The 21,011-nt window shown below is 63.1% G+C and carries 19 protein-coding genes; 5 read left to right on the top strand and 14 right to left on the bottom strand.

Translation table 11 applies throughout. The features are described 5' to 3' along the window. Positions 1-21 precede the first annotated feature (21 nt). The 10 genes from ACLEJQ_RS15890 to ACLEJQ_RS15845 all read right to left on the bottom strand — a co-directional run bounded on the left by ACLEJQ_RS15890 (position 22) and on the right by ACLEJQ_RS15845 (position 11,732). Positions 22-1,209: an ATP phosphoribosyltransferase regulatory subunit gene (locus ACLEJQ_RS15890; protein WP_440796498.1), complete on the bottom strand. Its 1,188-nt coding sequence runs from the start codon at positions 1,207-1,209 to the stop codon at positions 22-24. A gap of 460 nt (positions 1,210-1,669) precedes the next feature. Next, a complete protein-coding gene (gene hflC / locus ACLEJQ_RS15885; RefSeq protein WP_440796497.1) occupies positions 1,670-2,539 on the bottom strand; it encodes a protease modulator HflC in 870 nt (289 codons plus the stop codon). Continuing rightward, on the bottom strand, positions 2,539-3,711 hold the full coding sequence (hflK, locus tag ACLEJQ_RS15880) for an FtsH protease activity modulator HflK (protein WP_440796496.1): 1,173 nt from the start codon (positions 3,709-3,711) through the stop codon (positions 2,539-2,541). Before hflK ends, hflC begins: the two co-directional genes overlap by 1 nt. Positions 3,712-3,796: 85 nt before the next feature. Continuing rightward, positions 3,797-5,098, bottom strand: coding sequence for a ribosome rescue GTPase HflX (hflX, locus tag ACLEJQ_RS15875; protein WP_440796495.1), 1,302 nt, complete (start codon positions 5,096-5,098; stop codon positions 3,797-3,799). A gap of 12 nt (positions 5,099-5,110) precedes the next feature. Further along, entirely contained in the window at positions 5,111-5,371 is a 261-nt protein-coding gene (gene hfq, locus ACLEJQ_RS15870) for an RNA chaperone Hfq (protein WP_003186419.1), read from the bottom strand. A 91-nt stretch (positions 5,372-5,462) separates the two neighbouring features. Beyond that, on the bottom strand, positions 5,463-6,434 hold the full coding sequence (gene miaA, locus ACLEJQ_RS15865) for a tRNA (adenosine(37)-N6)-dimethylallyltransferase MiaA (protein WP_440796494.1): 972 nt from the start codon (positions 6,432-6,434) through the stop codon (positions 5,463-5,465). Then, complete coding sequence (gene mutL, locus ACLEJQ_RS15860) at positions 6,434-8,347, bottom strand: DNA mismatch repair endonuclease MutL (protein WP_440796493.1); 1,914 nt, start codon at positions 8,345-8,347, stop codon at positions 6,434-6,436. Before mutL ends, miaA begins: the two co-directional genes overlap by 1 nt. Continuing rightward, positions 8,344-9,774 carry an N-acetylmuramoyl-L-alanine amidase gene (locus ACLEJQ_RS15855; RefSeq protein ID WP_440796492.1) on the bottom strand — a complete coding sequence of 477 codons (1,431 nt, stop codon included), beginning with the start codon at positions 9,772-9,774 and terminating at the stop codon, positions 8,344-8,346. Before ACLEJQ_RS15855 ends, mutL begins: the two co-directional genes overlap by 4 nt. Before the next feature lie 3 nt (positions 9,775-9,777). Continuing rightward, positions 9,778-10,245: a tRNA (adenosine(37)-N6)-threonylcarbamoyltransferase complex ATPase subunit type 1 TsaE gene (gene tsaE, locus ACLEJQ_RS15850; RefSeq protein WP_440796491.1), complete on the bottom strand. Its 468-nt coding sequence runs from the start codon at positions 10,243-10,245 to the stop codon at positions 9,778-9,780. Beyond that, complete coding sequence (locus tag ACLEJQ_RS15845; protein ID WP_440796490.1) at positions 10,233-11,732, bottom strand: NAD(P)H-hydrate dehydratase; 1,500 nt, start codon at positions 11,730-11,732, stop codon at positions 10,233-10,235. The genes tsaE and ACLEJQ_RS15845 overlap by 13 nt, the downstream gene beginning before the upstream one ends. Before the next feature lie 63 nt (positions 11,733-11,795). On the opposite strand from ACLEJQ_RS15845, the gene queG reads away from it, so the two are divergent. Then, entirely contained in the window at positions 11,796-12,875 is a 1,080-nt protein-coding gene (gene queG / locus ACLEJQ_RS15840; RefSeq protein WP_440796489.1) for a tRNA epoxyqueuosine(34) reductase QueG, read from the top strand. On the opposite strand, the gene ACLEJQ_RS15835 is transcribed toward queG, so the two are convergent. Continuing rightward, positions 12,857-13,471 (bottom strand): trimeric intracellular cation channel family protein, encoded by a 615-nt coding sequence (locus ACLEJQ_RS15835; RefSeq protein WP_245143859.1) that lies wholly within the window; start codon positions 13,469-13,471, stop codon positions 12,857-12,859. The genes queG and ACLEJQ_RS15835 overlap by 19 nt on opposite strands. A gap of 270 nt (positions 13,472-13,741) precedes the next feature. Continuing rightward, a complete protein-coding gene (gene orn, locus ACLEJQ_RS15830) occupies positions 13,742-14,284 on the bottom strand; it encodes an oligoribonuclease (protein WP_440796488.1) in 543 nt (180 codons plus the stop codon). A gap of 109 nt (positions 14,285-14,393) precedes the next feature. Here orn and rsgA point away from each other — a divergent pair, with 109 nt between their 5' ends. Then, a complete protein-coding gene (gene rsgA, locus ACLEJQ_RS15825; protein WP_440796487.1) occupies positions 14,394-15,425 on the top strand; it encodes a small ribosomal subunit biogenesis GTPase RsgA in 1,032 nt (343 codons plus the stop codon). 160 nt (positions 15,426-15,585) lie between these two features. Here rsgA and motB read toward each other — a convergent pair whose 3' ends face one another. Together motB and motA are read right to left on the bottom strand one after the other, a co-directional pair. After that, on the bottom strand, positions 15,586-16,620 hold the full coding sequence (gene motB / locus ACLEJQ_RS15820; RefSeq protein WP_440796486.1) for a flagellar motor protein MotB: 1,035 nt from the start codon (positions 16,618-16,620) through the stop codon (positions 15,586-15,588). Positions 16,621-16,623: 3 nt separating this feature from the next. Continuing rightward, on the bottom strand, positions 16,624-17,475 hold the full coding sequence (gene motA, locus ACLEJQ_RS15815) for a flagellar motor stator protein MotA (protein ID WP_440796485.1): 852 nt from the start codon (positions 17,473-17,475) through the stop codon (positions 16,624-16,626). Positions 17,476-17,640: 165 nt separating this feature from the next. On the opposite strand from motA, the gene ACLEJQ_RS15810 reads away from it, so the two are divergent. From ACLEJQ_RS15810 to asd, 3 genes are read left to right on the top strand one after another with little or no spacing between them, the layout of a single operon-like run. Next, positions 17,641-19,179, top strand: coding sequence for an HDOD domain-containing protein (locus ACLEJQ_RS15810; protein ID WP_440796484.1), 1,539 nt, complete (start codon positions 17,641-17,643; stop codon positions 19,177-19,179). Positions 19,180-19,221: 42 nt separating this feature from the next. Next, positions 19,222-20,037 (top strand): rhodanese-like domain-containing protein, encoded by an 816-nt coding sequence (locus ACLEJQ_RS15805; protein ID WP_440796483.1) that lies wholly within the window; start codon positions 19,222-19,224, stop codon positions 20,035-20,037. 19 nt (positions 20,038-20,056) lie between these two features. Then, the gene (gene asd, locus ACLEJQ_RS15800) at positions 20,057-20,917 is read left to right on the top strand and encodes an archaetidylserine decarboxylase (protein WP_440796482.1); all 861 of its coding nucleotides are present in this window, start codon (positions 20,057-20,059) and stop codon (positions 20,915-20,917) included. The last annotated feature ends 94 nt before the right edge of the window (positions 20,918-21,011 follow it).

Below are 21,011 nucleotides of genomic sequence, written 5' to 3'. Positions count from 1 at the left end.
GGCCGCGGCCGGCGGGAAAACTCAAGAAGCCAGCGGCAATACTTGCCAAAGCCCGTTCTGCTGAATCAATTGCCGGTCGCAGTCCGCTTCACGGGCGGCGGCCAAAGGTTGCCCGGGCAAAGCCTGGACGACACGCTGACCCTCACTGCGCAACTGGCAGACCGCCTGCCAGAGTGCCGCATCCGTGCTGTCAGGCATCCAGATACCGCCAGACGGTAGCTCGACCTCAGCACGCCCCAGGGTCACCAGGGTTTTCAAATCGGTAGAAAAGCCGGTCGCCGGACGGGCACGCCCGAAGTCGGCGCCGATGTCATCGTAACGACCGCCCTGGGCAATGGACTGGCCCACGCCCGGTACGAACACCGCGAACACGACGCCGGTGTGGTAGTGATAACCACGCAACTCGCCCAGGTCGAAATACAACGGCAGCTCGGGGAAGCGCACCGACAGACGCTCGGCGATCGCCAGCAGATCGTCTAGGGCCGCCAACACCGGTGCCGGCGCCTGGGCCAGGCGTTCACGGGCGGCGACCAGCACTTCACGGCCGCCACACAGATCCACCAGCGCCCGCAGCATGTCCGACAGATCGGCCGGCAGGCCTTCGGTCAGGCTGATGACTTCGTCGATGGCCTTGCGTTGCAGGGCGTCGAACAGCTGTTGTTCCACTTCACCGGACAGACCGGCCGCACGGGCCAGGCCGCGATAGATGCCGACATGCCCCAGGTCCATATGAACATCCGGCACGTCGGCCAGTTGCAGCATGGCCAACATCAGGCTGATGACTTCTACGTCGCTGACGGGGCTGGCGTCACCATACAGCTCGGCGCCCAACTGGATCGGGCTGCGGGACGATGACAAGGCGCGCGGTTGAGCGTGCAGCACACTGCCGGCGTAGCACAAGCGGCTCGGGCCCTCGCGACGCAGGGTGTGGGCATCAATGCGCGCCACTTGCGGCGTGATGTCGGCCCGAAAGCCCATTTGCCGGCCCGACTGCGGGTCGATTACCTTGAAGGTGCGCAGATCCAGGTCCTGGCCTGCGCCGGTCAGCAGGGATTCCAGGTACTCGATATGCGGCGTCACGACGAACTCGTAACCCCAGCTCTGGAACAGATCCAACACCTGCCGACGCGCTACTTCGATGCGCGCAGCTTCCGGTGGCAGTACTTCTTCGATGCCATCTGGCAGCAGCCAGCGGTCTACCGTTGCCATTACGCCATTCCCCTATGGTCCGGGCGGCCAGCCCTCGGGCAAGCCTTGAGTGAAGCAGAAAATGCCCGGCCCGCGCACAAAACACGCGCAAGGGCGACGTGACGAATGGCGCCGTGCCGCTCAGTCAAGGTCATTGAATTCTGTAGCGAGGGAGCTTGCTCCCGCTTGAGTGCGAAGCGCTCACCTAGGGGCTGCTACGCAGCCCAGCGGGAGCAAGCTCCCTCGTCACAGGTCCTTCATCAACGCCTGGAATGAACCGCATTGCCGCCTCGCCCGGCACTTTCCTCGAAAAACCTGTCGAGTCGTTCAACCCGGCGCCTGCAACGTGAAACCACAATCGAACGTGCAGACGCAAAAAAGCCGGGAATTTCCCGGCTGCCGCATCATACACACGTTTTCCCGAAGGATCACCCCACCCGACGTTTTAGCCGCCGGGCGGAGTGCTCAGGTCAACGGCGCATCAAGGCTTGGACTTCTCCAGGTACCGGAAGAAATCGCTGCTTGGGTCCAGGACCATGACGTCGGATTTGTTCGCAAAGCTTTCACGATAGGCCTGCAGGCTACGGTAGAACGCGTAGAAATCCTGATCCTGGCCATAGGCCTTGGCGTAGATCGCAGCGGCCTGGGCGTCACCATCACCCCGGACCTCTTCCGATTCGCGATAGGCTTCGGCCAACAGCACGCGGCGTTGGCGATCGGCGTCGGCACGGATGCCTTCGGCCAGCTCGTTACCCTTGGCGCGGTGCTCGCGGGCTTCACGCTCACGCTCGGTGCTCATGCGCTCGAACACGCTGCGGTTCACTTCCTTCGGCAGGTCGATGGCCTTGACCCGGACGTCGACGACTTCGATGCCCAGCTCTTTTTCGGCCATCGCGTTCAGCGAACGGGTGATGTCAGCCATGAGCGCATCACGCTCGCCGGACACCACTTCGTGCAGTGTGCGCTTACCGAACTGGTCACGCAGGCCCGACTCCAGGCGACGGGACAGACGTTCGTCAGCGATCTGCTTGAGGCCGGAGGTCGCGGTGTAGAAGCGCTCGGCATCTTTCACCCGCCACTTGGCATAGGCATCCACCATCACGGCTTTCTTTTCCAGCGTCAGGAAGCGTTGCGTCGGCGCATCCAGCGTCATCAGGCGGGCGTCGAACTTGCGCACCTTGTTGACGTACGGCACCTTCACGTGCAGCCCCGGCTGGACATCCGCCTGGACCACGCGACCGAATTGCAGCAACACCGCGCGCTCGGTCTGAGACACGATGTAGAAGCAGTTCCAGGCAGCGATCGCCACGACGACGCCGACAATAAGGGCGATCAGCGATTTATTGCTCATCAGCGACTCTCCCTGGTACGTGCTGGCTGTTGCTGCAGGTCCGCCGCCGCACGTGCATTGGCTTCATTGCTGGCGCTCGACGTGGTGGCCGGCGCGGGATTGCTGTTGCGACTGCCCTCGACCATCTTGTCCAGCGGCAGGTACAGCAGGTTGCTCTGGCCGTTCTTGTTGCCGGTCACGAGGACCTTGCTGGTATTGCTGAAGACCTCCTGCATGGTATCCAGGTACAAGCGCTGACGGGTCACTTCAGGGGCCTTGCGGTACTCGGCCACCAGCTTGGTGAAGCGATCGGCTTCACCCTTGGCGCGCGAGACCACTTCGTCGCGGTAACCGTTGGCATCTTCGATGATGCGCTGGGCCTGGCCACGGGCTTCCGGCACGACGCCGTTGGCGTAGGTTTCGGCCTGGTTGCGCGAACGTTGCTCGTCTTCACGGGCACGGATCACGTCGTCGAACGCTTCCTGGACTTCACGTGGCGCCGCGGCGCTCTGCACGTTGACCTGGGTCACGGTGATGCCGGTGCGATAGGTGTCGAGGAACCGTTGCAGGCGCTCCTTGATCTCGCTCGCCATCAATTCACGGCCTTCGGTCAGCACCTGGTCCATGGCGGTGGAACCCACCACATGGCGCAGGGCGCTTTCGGTTGCGTGTTGCAGGCTGATTTCCGGCTGGTCGACGTTCAGCACGAAGTCCTGCAGGTTGGTGATCTTGTACTGCACGGTCAGCGGCACTTCGACGATGTTCTCGTCTTCGGTGAGCATCTGGCCCTGCTTGGTGTAGGCACGCTCGCGCGTGACGTTTTCCATGTACTTCTGATCGATTGGCGGGAAGTAGATGTTCAGGCCCGGGCCAACCGTCTCGTAGTACTTGCCGAAGCGCAGCACTACGGCTTGCTCCTGCTCGTCCACGACATACACGGCGCTGTACAGCCAGACAGCCGCGAGCACGACGAGACCGATGCCGAGCAGGCCGAAACCGCCGCCCTTGCCCGGACGACCGCTGCCATCGTCACCGCGTTTCTTACCACCACCGAACAAACCGTTCAGGCTTTCCTGCAGCTTGCGGAAGGCCTCGTCGAGATCCGGCGGCCCCTTGCGGTCGCCGTTGTTACGACGCTTGCCGCCCCAGGGATCCTGATTATTCGAGTTGCCACCCGGCTCATTCCAAGCCATAGCGCTCTCCATCTGATAAAGCAAAGACGCACCCACGGCGCGCCGGCCAATGCTACAGAATGCCTGACACAGCTTTCTCAGGCTTTTATTGCAAAGTGTGTTGCTCGATGAATTCCATCGGTTGCAGCCCTTCGCGACTGACCAGTCGGTTCAGTTCCGACCGGGGCAGGCGAACCGCCAGCAGGCAGATGCCTTCATCGTCGTGTTCTTCTTTCTGCACCGCCCCCAACTCAAAGAACTGGGCGCGCAGCCGGGCGAAACGCTGCGGCAGTTTCAAGGTGCCGACAAACAGATCGTCGCCCAGCAACTCGGCCACCGCCTGCTTGAGCAGGTCCAGGCCAGAACCATCGCGGGCCGACAACCAGACCCGTTGCGGCTTGCCATCGGCATCGCGCTGGATCTGGGGTTCTACCCCTTCGAGCAAATCGAGTTTGTTGTATACCTCGAGGATCGGCAAGTCCTGGGCCCCGATCTCGCCCAGCACCACCATCACCTGCTCGATCTGCAGCATGCGGTCCGGTTCGGCGGCATCGATCACGTGCAGCAGCAGGTCCGAATTGCTCGACTCTTCGAGCGTAGCCCGGAAAGCCTCGACCAGTTTGTGCGGCAGGTGGCGGATGAAGCCCACGGTGTCAGCCAGTACGATCGGGCCCAGGTCGTCCAGGTCGAGCCGGCGCAGGGTCGGGTCGAGCGTGGCGAACAGCTGGTCGGCCGCGTAGACATCGGACTGGGTAACGTTATTGAACAGGGTCGATTTGCCGGCGTTGGTATAACCCACCAGTGAAACCGTCGGGATTTCCGCGCGCTTGCGACCGCGTCGCGACTGCTCGCGCTGACTGCGGACCTTCTCCAGGCGCCCCTTGATCTGGCGCAGGCGAACCCGCAGCAGGCGCCGGTCGGTCTCCAGCTGGGTTTCACCCGGGCCGCGCAGGCCGATACCGCCCTTTTGCCGCTCAAGGTGAGTCCAGCCGCGAACCAGCCGCGTACTCATGTGCTCAAGCTGGGCCAATTCGACCTGGAGCTTGCCTTCATGGGTGCGGGCGCGTTGGGCGAAAATATCCAGGATCAAGCCGGTACGGTCGATCACGCGACACTCGAAGACACGTTCGAGGTTACGCTCCTGGCTGGGCGTGAGGATGTGATTGAAAATCACCAGATCGACCTGTTCGGCCTTGATCAGGTCGCGCAACTCTTCGACCTTGCCACTGCCGATCAGGAACTTGGCCGTTGGCCGATGACGCGGCACGTTGAAAAACGCGACGGTCTCGGCGCCGGCCGAAAGTGCCAATTCCTGAAACTCCTGCGGATCTTCGCGCGCCTCAGGGTCCTGTCCATCCAAGTGAACGAGAATTGTCCGTTCACCACCACCGTGGCGCTCAAAGAACAAAGGAGACTCCTATCAGGCGTTACCCGGCTCAGCATCGCCGCCTTCGGATTCGGTTGCGCTAGGCAGACGAATCGGACGAACCGGCACTACTGTCGAGATAGCGTGCTTGTAGACCATCTGGCTGACGGTGTTTTTCAGAAGGATGACGAACTGGTCGAAAGACTCGATCGTGCCTTGCAGTTTGATCCCGTTGACCAGATAGATGGACACCCCAACTTTCTCTTTACGTAAAGTGTTCAAGTAAGGGTCTTGTAGCGAATGCCCTTTTGACATGTGCCGCACTCCTTTAAGGATCAATAATAAAAATCGGAATCAGATGGCTAGGGCCGTCACACCCCCAAGGATAGACGGCAATTGCAAGGACTCAGCTCAATATGGAGATGGTCCCCAGGTATTTCAAGGCGCGTGGCAGATTGTCGCAATCGAGACTGTCCAGCCAATGCAAGTCAGTCCAGCTGCGCAGCCAGGTGAACTGGCGTTTCGCCAATTGGCGCGTGGCAATGATCCCCCGCTCCTGCATCTCGGCTGACGTCAGCTTGCCGTCCAGGTAATCCCAGACTTGTCGATAACCCACCGCACGTATAGACGGCAACCCGGCATGCAGGTCACTTCTCTCACGCAGGGCTACGACCTCGTCGATGAATCCCTGTTCCAACATTAATGTGAATCTTTGTTCAATTCGCCGGTGCAGCACTTGCCGGTTCGCCGGAGCGATGGCCAGATTCGCGACAGTATAGGGCAATTGTTGCAGTCCCGAAGCGGCTGCTTCAGTACTTTGCGCAGATTGTCGCTGGCGCAGGGCTGTCATGCTCTGGCCGCTGACCCGATAAACCTCCAGGGCCCGGCTGAGCCGCTGCGGGTCGTTGGGGTGAATCCGCCCCGCCGATTCCGGGTCGATCAGCGCCAATTGCTCGTGCAACGCCTGCCAGCCAAGACGCCCGGCTTCTTCCTCGATCTGCGCGCGCACCTGGGGATCGGCCGCCGGCATGTCCGCCAGCCCATCGACCAAGGCCTTGTAGTACAGCATGGTGCCGCCCACCAACAGCGGGATCTTGCCCCGCGCGGTGATCTCGGCCATCGCCTGGAGCGCGTCGCGACGAAAATCCGCCGCCGAATAGGCCTCGGCCGGGTCGAGAATGTCGATCAGGCGGTGGGGAAATTCAGCCAGCAGGGCTTTTGATGGCTTGGCGGTGCCGATGTCCATGCCCCGGTAAACCAGGGCCGAGTCGACGCTGATCAGCTCGCAGGGCAGGACTTTGGTCAGTTCGATGGCCAGGTCGGTCTTGCCCGCGGCAGTCGGGCCCATCAGGAATATCGCCGGAGGCAGCTGGCTCATCAACGACCGCGCAAGAACAGTTTGTCCAGGTCGTCCAGGCCCAATTGGGTCCAGGTCGGCCGGCCATGGTTGCATTGACCACTGCGCTCGGTGTTTTCCATGTCCCGCAGCAGGCCGTTCATTTCCGGCAGGGCCAGGCGCCGGTTGGCGCGGATCGCGCCGTGGCAGGCCATGGTGCCGAGCAGTTCGTTCAGGTGCGCCTGGATCCGGTCGCTGGTGCCGTATTCCATCAGGTCCGCCAGCACGTCGCTGACCAAGCGATTGGCCTCGGCCTGTTTCAACAATGCCGGGATCTGGCGGATCGCCAGGGTTTCCGGGCCCAGGCGTTGCAGCTCGAAGCCCAGGCGCTGGAACCAGCTCACGTGCTCTTCGGCGCAATCGGCCTCGCGCTGACTCACCGCCAGGGATTCGGGTACCAGCAGCGGCTGGCCGCTCAGGCCTTCACTGGCCATGGCGATTTTCAACCGCTCGTACATGATCCGCTCGTGAGCGGCATGCATGTCCACCAGCACCAGGCCCTGGGCGTTTTCCGAAAGGATGTAGATGCCTTTGAGTTGCGCCAGGGCGTAACCCAACGGCGGGATGTCGCCCTGCCCGTCGGGCAACGCAGGCGCTGCGCTTTCCGGCAACGGTTTGAAGAATTCGCGATAGGCCGCCTGTGCCTCGGCGACCGGCACGTTCGCTTGCGGCCGCGGGGTGTATGGGTACTGATAGCCGCTGCCCGCACCACTGCCTGGCGTGCTGTAGCTCGGCTGGGCCTGGGGCTGCTCCAACAACGTATTGGATGCCAGGCGCATTTCGCCCTGGGGCCCGAACTCGCCGGCTTCCAGCCCGGTCGGCCGGACCATGCCGGCCACCGCAGCCGGCGCCGCCAGTTGATCTTCCGGCCGTACATCGCCCAAGGCCCGGTGCAAAGTGCCGTAGAGGAAATCGTGGACCATGCGCCCGTCGCGGAACCGTACTTCGTGCTTGGTCGGGTGCACGTTGACGTCGACCACGGAAGGGTCGACTTCGAAAAACAACACAAAGGTCGGATGCCGACCATTGAACAGCACATCGCGATAAGCCTGGCGCACCGCGTGGGCCACCAGCTTGTCGCGTACGGCGCGGCCGTTCACGTAGAAATACTGCAAGTCCGCCTGGCTGCGGGAGAACGTCGGCAGACCGACCCAACCCCACAGATGCAGACCATTGCGCTCCACCTCAATAGGCAAGGCCTGCTCAAGGAATCCCGCGCCGCACACCGCGCCCACGCGCCGGGCACGGGCCGCATCGTCACGGGCCTCGTGCAGGCTGAGGATGGTCTTGCCGTTGTGGCGCAAATGGAACGCCACGTCAAAACGCGCCAGGGCCAGGCGCTTGATGACTTCTTGCAGGTGATCGAATTCGGTTTTCTCGGCCTTGAGAAACTTGCGCCGGGCCGGGGTATTGAAAAACAGATCGCGCACTTCCACCGAGGTGCCCACCGGATGGGCCGCCGGCTGGACGCGAGAGGCCATGTCCCGGCCTTCGGTCTCGACCTGCCAGGCTTGCTCGGCGTCACGGGTACGGGACGTCAGGGTCAGGCGTGACACCGAACTGATGGACGCCAGCGCCTCGCCCCGGAACCCCAGGCTCATGACCCGCTCGAGGTCTTCCAGGTCGCGGATCTTGCTAGTGGCGTGGCGCGCCAGGGCCAGCGGCAAGTCATCGGCGGAAATCCCGCCACCGTCATCACGCACCCGCAACAGCTTGACGCCACCCTGCTCGACATCCACATCGATGCGCCTGGCCCCGGAATCGAGGCTGTTTTCCAGCAGCTCCTTGATGACCGACGCCGGACGCTCCACCACCTCGCCAGCGGCGATCTGGTTCGCCAGCCGGGGGCTGAGCAGCTCAATGCGGGCGTTGCTGCCGATCACTTCATCGCTCATTCTTTGGACGCCACTTCGTTGCCCGGAATCGTCAGGGTCTGGCCGATCTTGAGCTCGTCGCTCTTGAGATTGTTGGCGCTGCGCAAGGTGGCAGGCGACACCTGGTAGCGCACGGCAATCATCGCCAGGGTTTCGCCCGGGCTGACGCGATGGTCCCGCGGGCCTTGGGCGATCTTGCCGGAATCACGCAACCAGGCAATGTAGGTGCCGGGCGGCGGGTTTTGCTGGAAGAACTGCCGCACGCCGCTGCTGATGGAGCGCGCCAATGCCTGCTGGTGATTGGCGGACGACAACTTGGACGCCTCGTTGGCGTTGGAGATGAAGCCGGTTTCCACCAGGATCGATGGGATGTCCGGCGACTTCAGCACCATGAACCCGGCCTGCTCGACGCGCTGCTTGTGCAACGGCGTGACGCGACCGATGTTGCTCAGGACTTTCTGGCCGACGTTGAGGCTGGAGGTCAGCGAGGCGGTCATCGACAGGTCGAGCAACACACCGGCGAGCATCCGGTCCTTGTCATCGAGGCTGACGTTGCCGGCCCCACCGATCAGGTCGGAACGGTTTTCGCTGTCGGCCAGCCAACGGGCGGTCTCGGAGGTGGCGCCACGGTCGGACAGGGCAAACACCGAAGCACCGAACGCCGCCGCCGAAGGCGCGGCGTCGGCGTGAATGGAGACGAACAGGTCGGCGCCTTTCTTGCGGGCGATTTCGGTACGGCCGCGCAACGGAATGAAGTAGTCGCCGGTACGGGTCAGCTCGGCGCGGAAGCCCTTCATGCCGTTGACCTGGCGTTGCAGCTCACGGGCGATGGACAGCACCACGTCTTTTTCACGCTGCCCACGCGAACCCGACGCCCCCGGATCTTCGCCACCGTGGCCGGCGTCTATCACCACGATAATGTCACGCTTGCCGGCTGGGGCCGGTGGCAGCTTGATCGCAGGTTCGGCCGGTGTGACCGGTACCGCCGGCACCGTGGCGACATTGGTCGGCGGTGGAGGTGGCGGCGCGGCATCAGCCGGGTTGTCGAACAGATCCACCACCAACCGGTTGCCATACTGGGCATTCGGGGCCAGGGTGAAACTTTTCGGGGTCACGGCCTTTTTCAGGTCGATGACCACCCGCAGGTCGGTCGGCGTGCGCTGGGCCGAGCGCATCGCGGTGATCGGCGTGTTGGCGGTCGCCACGTTCAACGGCGCGCCAAGGGACGCACCATTGATGTCGATCACCAGGCGATCCGGGGCGGTCAGGGTGAATACGCTGTGTTGCACCGGGCCCGTCAGGTCGAACACCAGGCGCGTGTTGTCCGGCGCCCGCCAGAGGCGAACGCTGCTGACCTTCGTCTCAGCCACAGCATCGACGGCCAGTGCCGTAAGCAACAGTCCTACGACAGCAACCACCGCGCGAAAGCGCATACCAAACCCCATCATCAATTAGTTTTCCAATGCCAAAGCGGCACACCACGACTCGCCACGCGAGCCTTGCGGCGTCAGTTTCAGCGAACGCCCGCCGTTATGCGCGCCAATGGTAATGGTCAGGTCCGGCTTTGGCAAAAAGCCTGCACCCTTCTGGGGCCATTCGATCAGGCACAGCGCGTCATCTTCGAAATAATCGCGGATACCGAGAAATTCCAGCTCTTCGGGGTCCACCAGTCGGTACAGGTCGAAGTGGAAGGCGCGAATGTCGCCGATCTCGTAGGGCTCGACCAGGGTAAAGGTCGGGCTCTTGACTGAACCGACGTGTCCGAGACCACGAATGATGCCCCGGGACAGGGTGGTCTTCCCCGCGCCGAGGTCGCCTTCCAGGAAAATCAGGCCATGGCCTGCGGTGGTGCGCGCGATGCGGGCGCCGAGTTCCGTCATGGCGTGTTCATCCGCCACATACAGGGTTACTTCAGACAAGGTGAATGCTCCTCCAACAACTGACGAATGGCCGGGATCAGATCGGTAGCCGCCAGCCCCCGGCCTGCCCGTCCGACCTGGGTGCCGGCGTTGGCGTGCAACCAGACCGCCAGGCACGCGGCCTCGAAATGTTCCATGCCTTGAGCCAGCAAAGCGCCGACCACACCGGCCAGCACATCGCCAAGACCAGCGGTGGCCATGGCCGGATGGCCCTGGCTGCAAACCGCCAGGCGACCATCCGGGCTGGCAATCAGGCTGCCGGCGCCCTTGAGAATCACCGTGGCGGCGTATTTCTGGCTCAAGGCATGGGCCGCCGCCGGGCGATCGGCCTGCACCTGGGCCGTGGATATCTCCAGCAGCCGCGCCGCCTCGCCCGGGTGCGGGGTGATGACACATCGCTCAGGCAGACTGACCGCACCGCTGCCGAGCAGGTTCAGCGCATCGGCGTCCCATACCTGAGGCAGTGGCGCATCGGCTGCCGCCGACAATAGACTGCGCCCCCAGGCTGCCTGGCCCAGCCCCGGCCCGACCACCAGAACGCTGGCCTGCTGCAGCAACCCCATCAACTGATTCGCCGAGTGGGTGCCCTGTACCATCACTTCCGGTAACCGGGTCAGGGCGGCCGGTACGTGCTCGCTGCGGGTCGCCATGGAAATCATCCCGGCACCACAACGCAGGGCGCTTTCGGCACTCATCTGGATCGCGCCGCCGAAGCCCCGGTCACCACCGATCAACAACACATGGCCGAACTTGCCTTTGTGGGACGTGGCAGGACGCGGCGCCAGACGCGGCAGATTGCGCGGCAAGAGCAATCGAGCACAGGCCGGCGCCGCTTCGATCAGGTCAGGATCGGCGTGCAGGTCGTTGAAGACCAACTCGCCGACCCGATCCGCCGCCTCGCCGGTGAACAGCCCCAGTTTCAGGCCGATGAAAGTCACCGTCAGGTCAGCCGAGACCGCCGTGCCGAGCACCCGACCGGTATCGGCGCATAAACCCGAAGGGATATCCACCGCCGCGACCGGCAGGCCGCTGACATTGATCGTGTCGATGGCGCGGATATACGGTTCGCGGACCTCGCCGCTCAAGCCGGTGCCGAGCAAGGCGTCCAGCAACACGCCGCGCATGGGCGACTCATCCGTCCACGGCTCCACCTGCACGCCCACCGCGACCGCCTCGGCATGGGCATTGGCCGCATCGCCCTGCAATCGCCGCGGCTCACCCACCGTCAGCACCCGCACCGACCAGCCAGCACGCCGAGCCAGGGTCGCCACCAGGTAACCGTCGCCAGCGTTATTGCCATGCCCGGCCAGCACCGTCAGCTCGTCGGCATCCGGCCAGCGCCGAACGATTGCCCGCCAAGCGGCGCGGGCGGCGCGTTGCATCAATTCAAAGCCGGCCGTACCCGCCGCGATCAGCTGCGCATCGAGGGCCCGGACCTGCGCGGCGCTGTACAGCGCGTCGGGAAAATCATCTTTAGTGTGCGGCATGCGTCTTCGGGCTCCGATGTCTGGCAGAATTATACGCATCTCAGCTCCGGTTTCTCTCGCCTCATGCCTGCCATTCCCACAGACCTCCCCGCCCTCGCCCAATCCATCAAGGACTGGGGCCGAGAGCTGGGCTTCCAGCAGGTCGGCATCAGTGGCCTGGACCTGGCCGAGCATGAGCAACATCTGCAACGCTGGCTGGAGGCCGGCTACCACGGCGAGATGGACTACATGGGCGCCCATGGCAGCAAGCGTTCGCACCCCGAGGAGCTGGTGCCGGGCACGCTACGGGTGGTGTCCCTGCGCATGGACTACCTGCCGGGCGACACGCACATGGCGCAAATGCTCGGCCAACCGGAAAAAGCCTACGTCTCGCGCTATGCGTTGGGCCGCGATTACCACAAATTGATCCGTAAACGCGTGCAACAACTGGCAGAAAAAATCCAGGCAGTCATCGGCCCTTTCGGTTATCGCGCCTTCGTCGACAGCGCACCGGTGCTGGAGAAGGCCATCGCCGAACAGGCCGGGTTGGGCTGGATCGGCAAAAACACCCTGGTGCTGAACCGCAAGGCCGGCAGCTATTTCTTCCTGAGCGAGCTGTTCGTCGACCTGCCGCTGCCGACGGATCCACCCCAAGCCAGCGAGCATTGCGGAAAATGCACCGCCTGCCTGGACATCTGTCCTACGAACGCCTTCGTCGGTCCCTACGTACTGGATGCCCGCCGCTGCATTTCCTACCTGACCATCGAACTGAAGAACGCCATCCCCGAGGAGTTGCGACCGCTGATCGGCAACCGGGTATTCGGTTGCGATGACTGCCAGATCGTCTGCCCGTGGAACCGCTTCGCCCGCCCCTCGGGAGAGAGCGATTTCAAGCCGCGGCACAATCTGGACAACGCCGGGCTGGCCGAGCTGTTTCTGTGGGACGAGGAGAAATTCCTCAGCAGCACCGAAGGTTCGCCGCTGCGTCGCGCCGGTTACGAGCGCTGGCTGCGGAACCTGGCGGTGGGGTTGGGCAATGCGCCGTCAACCATCCCGGTGATCCAGGCGCTCCAGGCGCGGCGCGACCACCCCTCGGAACTGGTGCGTGAACACGTGGAATGGGCGCTACGTCAGCACGCCGAGCGTCAGACCTCGTCGTTATAGACAAACTTCGGCATTTCCCAGTGAAAGCGGATCGCCAGCAGCCGCAGCAGGAAGCCACCGAACAGGGTAATGAGGATCGCCTGTTCGCTGGGCAACTGAAGATAGACGCACAGCAGATAACACCAAGCAGCGGCAAAAGAGACGCTGGCGTACAGTTCGCGACGGAAAATCAATGGAATATCGTTGCAGAAAATGTCGCGCAGGATCCCGCCAAACACCCCGGTGATCACACCGCTGACCGACGCCACCAGCATGCCATGGCCCATTTCCAGGGCAGTCATGCAGCCGATCAGGGTAAACGCCACAAGGCCCACGGCATCGAGCACCAGAAACAGCGAGCGCAGATGACGCATCCAGCGCGCCAGGAACACCGTCAGCATCGCCGCCGCCGTGGTCAATACCAGGTACTCCGGGTGCTTGACCCAGGTCAGCGGGTAATGTCCGAGCAATACATCGCGCACCGAACCCCCACCCAGCGCCGTGACGCAGGCGATCAGCACCACGCCGAACCAGTCCATGCCGCGCCGCCCGGCGGACAGCGCGCCAGTCATGGCTTCGGCGGTGATGGCGATCAGATAGAGCATCAACAGCATGATGGCGGTCCTAGCAGGAAGGCGCGCAGTCTAGCCATTTCGAGCAGGCACCAAAAGGGGGCAAGACAACGGCCTCTATCTGCTGTCCTTGGTCCAAACAGATCCCCGTGGCGAGGGAGCTTGCTCCCGCTCGGCCGGTCCGACGCCTCGGGCGCAGCAGTCGCAAACCGGACAATGCGGTCTACCTGAAGCACTGCTGGGGCCTGCTTCGCAGGCCAGCGCGAGCATGCTCCCTCGCCACAAAGGCAATCTCGCCGGTCGTTGGGGTGCCGGTCAGAACTTGATGAAGTGCTTGCGGTAATGCTGCAACTCGGCGATGGACTCGCGAATGTCGTCCAGCGCCAGGTGGCTGCCGCCCTTCTTGAAGCTGTCACGCACCTCGGGCGCCCAGCGTGCGGCCAGTTCCTTGAGGGTGGAGACGTCCAGATTGCGGTAGTGGAAGTAGCTTTCCAGGGTTTTCATGTGGGTATACAGGAAGCGACGGTCCTGGCAGATGCTGTTGCCGCAGATCGGCGATTTGCCCTTGGGCACCCACTGTTCCAGGAACGCAATGGTCTGGGCCTCGGCCTCGGCCATGCTGATCTTGCTTTCGCGTACCCGCTGGGTCAGGCCCGAACCGCCGTGCTGGCGGGTGTTCCATTCATCCATGCCGGCCAGGACCTCATCGCTGTGATGGATCGCGATCACCGGGCCTTCGGCCAGAGTGTTGAGGTCACTGTCGGTGACGATGGTGGCCATTTCGATGATGACGTCGGTATCCGGGTTCAGACCGGTCATTTCCAGGTCTATCCAGATCAGGTTCTGCGGGTTTTGCATATAAAAGGCTCCTCGGAGTAGCTGCGCAGTTTAGCCTAGGCAGGCCCCTCGGCGTGCTAAACTCGCGGCCGTTTTACTCTATTCGCTGCATTCTTCATACGGAACACCCATGGCCAAACGCCAACTCAATCGTCGTCAAAACTGGCGCATCGAAAAGATTCAGGGCGAGCGCGCCGCCCGTGCCGCCAAACGCGAGTCCAGTGCCGTCGAAGCCCTGGAAGGTGGCGACCTGGGCCCTGAACAGACGGGCCTGGTGATCGCTCACTTCGGCGTGCAGGTCGAAGTCGAGGCCCGCGAAGGCGAACTGGCCGGCCAGGTATTCCGCTGCCACCTGCGCGCCAACCTGCCGGCGCTGGTCACCGGCGACCAGGTTGTCTGGCGGCCCGGCAACCAGGGTATCGGTGTGATCGTGGCGCAATTGCCGCGCCACACCGAGCTGTGCCGTCCGGACAGCCGCGGCCAGCTCAAGCCGGTGGCCGCCAACGTCGACATGATCGTGATTGTGTTCGCGCCGCTCCCCGAGCCCCATGCCAACCTGATCGACCGCTACCTGGTGGCTGCCGAACACGCCGGCATCCGCCCGCTGCTGCTACTCAACAAATTCGACCTGATCGACGAACACAACGCGCCTGCGCTCAACGCCCTGTTGTCGGTCTATCGGCAGTTGGGTTACCCGGTGCTGGAAGTCTCGGCCCACCATGGGAACGGCATGGAGCAACTGCAACAGCAGCTGGACGGGCGCATCAGCGTATTCGTCGGCCAGTCCGGCGTCGGCAAGTCGTCGCTGGTCAACAGTCTGCTGCCAGACGTCGAGACCCGCGTCGGGCCGCTGTCCGAGCTTTCCGGCCAGGGCACTCACACCACCACTACCGCACGCTTGTTCCACTTCCCCCGCGGCGGTGAGTTGATCGACTCCCCGGGCATCCGCGAATTCGGTCTGGGCCACGTCAGCCGGGCGGATGTCGAAGCCGGGTTCATCGAGTTCAACGACCTGATCGGCACCTGCCGCTTCCGCGACTGCAAGCACGACCGCGAACCCGGCTGCGCCCTGCTCAAGGCCCTGGAAGACGGACGCGTGCAGCAGCAACGGATGAACAGCTACCGCTCGATCATCGCCAGCTTGCCGCAAAGCACCTATTGACCTGAAAGGGAAGTTTTCGTGGCGAGGGAGCTTGCTCCCGCTGGAGCGCGCAGCGCTCACTCAAGGGGCTGCTACGCAACCCAGCGGGAGCAAGCTCCCTCGCCACAGAAGCAGCACCCAATAAAAAAGCCGCGAATAATCGCGGCTTTTTTATTGGGCCTTACTGCGCTGGCGGTTCCGCCGGTTTCGTCGCAGGGGCGTCGAACAGATTCAGCCGCTCGCGCAGCTCATGGGCCGGCACGGGTTGCTGGTCCGCCGGCAGCGCGTTCGGATCCGCCGCAGCGCCAGGATTGGCCGCCGGTGCCGCGCCAGGAGCGCCCTGGGCCGGATCTGGCGCCGGGTCATCGGTTTGCGAACCTTCGATGGCCTGCTGGGCCTTCTTGGTCAGTACCACGATGTCGATACGCCGGTTGACGGGATTGAACGGATCCTTGCGATCGAACAGCGCCGAGGAGGCATAACCGACCACCCGTGCCACCTGCTCGTCCGGATAACTGCCGGCCACCAGGGCCCGACGTGCCGCGTTGGCGCGGTTGGCGGACAACTCCCAGTTACCGTAGTCACCCTTGCCGACATAAGGCTTGGCATCGGTATGACCGCTGATGCTGATCTTGTTCGGCACCGCCTTGATGGTGTCGGCCATGGCCAGCAGGATGTCCTCGAAGTACGGCTTCAGGCGAGCGCTGCCGGAATCGAACATCGGCCGGTTCTCGGCGTCCATGATCTGGATGCGCAAGCCGTTCGGCGTAATTTCGAACAGGATCTGATCCTTGAATTTCTGCAGTTGCGGGTTTTCTTCGACCTTGTTCTGCAATTCCTGCAAGAGCAGTTCCAGACGCTCGCGCTCGATCTGCTCGGCCATGCCTTCAACCTGCTCGGTATCCACCGTCACCTTGTCGGGCTGGGGCTGGGACTTGACCTCCGGGTTGAGGGTGTTGTCCGGCGCCAGGGTCGGCGAGCCACCCAGGTCGATGATGTACGGTGTGCCGCTTTCGGAGAACCCGATCGGATCCTTGAAGTAACCGGCGATGGCGATTTTCTGCTCCGGGGTGGCCGTGGACAGCAGCCACAGCACCAGGAAAAACGCCATCATCGCCGTCGCGAAGTCGGCGAAGGCGATTTTCCAGGCGCCCCCGTGGTGTCCAGCGGCTATGCGCTTGACCCGCTTGATGATGATCGGCTGGTTATTTTCCATGACTTAGCGACCGCGGACCGCTTGTTCCAGCTCGGCGAAGCTTGGACGATGCGCCGGGTACAGGACCTTGCGACCGAATTCCACCGCCAGCGATGGCGGCATACCCGAGGCCGAAGCCACCAGAGAGGCCTTGATGGCCTCATAGACGTTCAATTCTTCCTTGGCGTCATGGGCCAGGGAAGTGGCCAGGGGGCCGAAGAAGCCATACGCCGCCAGAATACCGAAGAAGGTACCAACCAGCGCCGCGCCTACGTGCAAGCCGATGGACGCCTGGTCGCCGTCGCCCAGGGACGCCATGGTCACCACGATACCCAGTACCGCCGCGACGATACCAAAGCCGGGCATGCCGTCCGCGATACCGGTAACGGCGTGGGATGGGTGCTCCAGGTCCTCCTTGAGGTTGTACAGTTCCATGTCGAACAGGCCTTCGAGCTCGTGGGGAGCCATGTTGCCCGACGACATGATTCGCAGGTAGTCACACACGAACGCCGTCATGCGGGCGTCCTTGAGCACGGCTGGATACTTGGCGAAGATCGGGCTGGCGGCCGCGTCTTCGATATCGCCCTCGATCGCCATCATGCCTTCGCGGCGGCTTTTGTTGAGGATCTCGTACACCAGGCCCAGGACCTCGAGATAGAAGGTATGGGTGAAGCGCGAACCGAACATGGTCAAGGACTTCTTGATCACATGCATGGTCATATAGCCAGGGTTGGCCTGCAGGAAGGCGCCAAAAGCCGCGCCACCAATGATCATCACCTCGAAAGGTTGGATCAGGGCGGCAATCTTGCCATGGGAGAGCACGTATCCGCCGAGCACGCTCGCGAACACGACAATGATGCCGATAATTTTAGCCATAGATAGAAAGTACTTACTTAAGTCGGGTTCAAGGTCATATTCGGAAGCTGAAAAATCTCTTCTTCTACTTATCGGCAAAACTGCGCCAGACTATAGCCAGTTCTGGCGAAAAGCCAATTTGCCCCGTTCCGGGCGTCGATACTTCGGGGATGAGCGCGTCCAGCCATGACTCACGAAACCAAGGTTCCAACGCCACGACCAACCACGCTGCAAGGCTGGGTACAATTGCTTGAGGGCGTGCATCTACCGGTTCCCCAGGCCAGCCACGACCTGGTCCGCAAGGCGCTTGGCGACAGTCGCCGTTCCCTGCGCGACATCGCCGAGCTGATGCAGGACAGCCCCGCCCTGGCCCTGAGCGTGATCCGTGAAGCCAACCAGCACACCCATGGCAGCCTCGCCGAACCTGCGGAAAACCTAGAAGTAGCGATCAACCGCCTCGGCCTCAAGCGCACCGAAGAATTGCTTGCGCGCCTGCCCTCATTGCCGGAGCAGCAAATCCCGAATGCCCTGCGCCAGATGCAATTGATCAGCCAGCATGCCACGCAACAGGCCAACGGTTTTTTTGCCAGCCGCCTGGCCCGGCTGTGGCAAGACATCCACTGGGGCAGCCTGCTGTTTCTGTCGCCGCTCTGGGCCCTGGCCCTGACTCACCCTCGCCTGCTGGGGGAATGGGAATTGCGCGTGGTCCATAAAGGCCAATCCGCCGCTAAAGTAGAGCGTGAACTGTTCGGTGTCGGCCTGTTGCACATCTGCCTGGCGCTGGTGGAGACCTGGCGCCTGCCGATCTGGGTGGCACAGGGCTATCGCCTGATGCTCACCGAGCGTCGCGAACTGGTGAAAGTGCTGCGGATCGCCCGCGACAGTGAGCACCCGTTGCGCCAGCAGAATCGCCTGGACGACGACCCGACCTTGCGACGCTGGCTCAATCAGCCGGCCAACACCGTGTTGCTGGCAAACGGTCTGGCCCTTTCAGCCCACCAGGCCTGGGATTGCCCCCACAGTTCGCGCTGGCAGTACCTCACCAGCCTGTATCTGCAGATGCCGATGGATGAGTTGCAGCAGCAACTGCATCAGCAAGCCGCCGTCAGTGCCCGGCAGCACGCCATGCCGGACCTCTGGCACCCGGCTGTGGCGCTGATCTGGCCATGGGGGCTGCGCCGCGTCCACCCCGGTTTGTTGCCGGCCGCTGCGCCCAGCGCCGAAAGCCTGGGTCAGTGGCGCAAGCAATGCTCGGCGCTGCTGGTGGAGCCAAGCCCCTTCCGCAATGCCATGCACCTGACCACCTCGGCACGGGATGTTTTGGTGGCCTGCGGCATGCGCCGGGTGATGATCCTGATGGCCGATCGCAGCCAGACCAGCGTGCGCGTACACCAGACCGCCGGCCTGCCTGCCGAAGCCGCGGCCATGAGTTTTTCCATCAGCCAAAGCAAGGTCTTGCAGCGGTTGCTGGCCCAGCAGGCTCAGGTCCGCCTGAACCCGGACAACAACGCGCAGTTTTCTGCGCTGTTGCCGCCGGGCCTGCGCAGCCAATTCAAGGGCGAGCATCTGATCCTGCGTTCGCTGACCTGCAACGGGCGAGTGATCATGCTGGTGGTGGCGGACCAGGGCGGCGGACCGTTCTCGGACGTGACCTTGCAGGCCTTTGGTAAAACCGTGCAGTGCATCGAACGGGCCCTGCACACCTTTACCAACCGCGGTCGCTGAACTTGCTACAATCCTTTCCCTTTGCGCCCCTGGAGACCTCACATGCCTGACTTCTCTGGCTTGCCGCTGGTGATCGAACCGAGCGAGCTGCTTGCGCGCCTCGACGCCCGCGAGCTGATCCTGGTGGACCTGACCAGCGCCGCCCGCTACAGCACCGGACATATCCCTGGCGCACGGTTCGTCGACCCCAAGCGCACGCAACTGGGCCAGCCGCCGGCGCCGGGCCTGTTGCCGGCCAAAGCCGATCTCGAGGCCCTGTTCGGCGAACTCGGGCACAACCCCGAGGCAGTCTACGTGCTCTATGACGACGAAGGCGGCGGTTGGGCCGGGCGCTTCATCTGGCTGCTGGACGTGATTGGCCACACCCGTTACCACTACCTCGACGGCGGCCTGCTGTCTTGGCTGGACGAAGGCCTGCCGGTTTCGATCGAAGTCCCGGCGCCCGTCGCAGGCCCGGTGAGCCTGACCCTGCATGAAGCCCCCACCGCAACGCGCGAGTACCTGCAAAGCCGCCTCGGTGCTGCCGACCTGGCGATCTGGGACGCTCGCGGCCCGCTGGAGTTTTCCGGCGAAAAAGTCGTCGCTGCCAGGGGCGGACATATCCCCGGCGCCATCAACTTCGAATGGACCGCCGGCATGGATCAGGCGCGCAACCTGCGCATTCGCCGGGACATGCCGCAGATACTCGAACAATTGGGCATCACGCCGGACAAAGAAATCATCACCCACTGCCAGACCCACCACCGCTCTGGCTTCACCTATCTGGTGGCCAAGGCGCTCGGTTATCCGCGGGTCAAAGGCTATGCCGGTTCCTGGGGCGAATGGGGCAACCACCCCGACACCCCCATCGAGCTTTGAAAGTGCTTAAGGACAGTTAATGAAAAACCGTTTGTTCATCCTCTCTCAGTACCTGCTGCCTCACCACTTGCTGTCGCGGCTGGCCGGCTGCATCGCCGAATGCCGCGTGCGCTGGTTCAAGAATGCGTTCACTGCGTGGTTCGCCAAGCGCTATCAAGTGGACATGTCCCAGGCCCTGGTGGAAGACCTGACTGCCTACGAGCACTTCAATGCCTTCTTCACCCGCGCTTTGAAAGACGGCGCCCGCCCGCTGGATCAGACCCCGGGCGCGATCCTCAGCCCTGCCGATGGTGCGGTCAGCCAACTCGGCCCAATCGAGCATGGCCGGGTATTCCAGGCCAAGGGCCACAGCTTCAGCGTGCTGGAACTGCTGGGCGGTGACACGGCCAACGCCGCACCGTTCATGGGTGGCGATTTCGCCACCATCTACTTGTCGCCCAAGGACTACCACCGTGTCCACATGCCGCTGGCCGGCACCCTACGGGAAATGGTCTACATCCCTGGCCGGATCTTCTCGGTCAACCAGACCACCGCGGAAAACGTTCCGGAGCTGTTCGCCCGTAATGAACGCGTAGCCTGCATCTTTGACACCGAGCGTGGGCCGATGGCCGTAGTGCTGGTGGGCGCGATGATCGTGGCGTCCATCGAAACCGTCTGGGCCGGGCTGGTCACGCCACCCAAGCGTGAGCTGAAAACCTTCCGCTACGACGAAGCCGCCCGTGCACCGATCCACCTGGAAAAAGGCGCCGAACTCGGGCGCTTCAAGCTGGGTTCTACCGCCATCGTGCTGTTCGGGCCGGGTCAGGTGAAATGGGCCGAGGAACTGGTGGCCGGCTCGCCGGTGCGGATGGGCCAGGGGTTGGCGCTTCCAACCATTTAAGGCACTGAACACCCTGTGGGAGCGAGCTTGCTCGCGATAGCGGCGCGTCAGTCGACAAATATGTTGGCAGACAAACCGTCATCGCGAGCAAGCT

It is taken from the genome of Pseudomonas sp. SMV71, from assembly GCF_052042015.1.
GTDB lineage: Bacteria > Pseudomonadota > Gammaproteobacteria > Pseudomonadales > Pseudomonadaceae > Aquipseudomonas.
The sequence above is the reverse complement of the archived record's forward strand: the minus strand, read 5'-3'. Positions and strand labels throughout refer to the sequence as shown.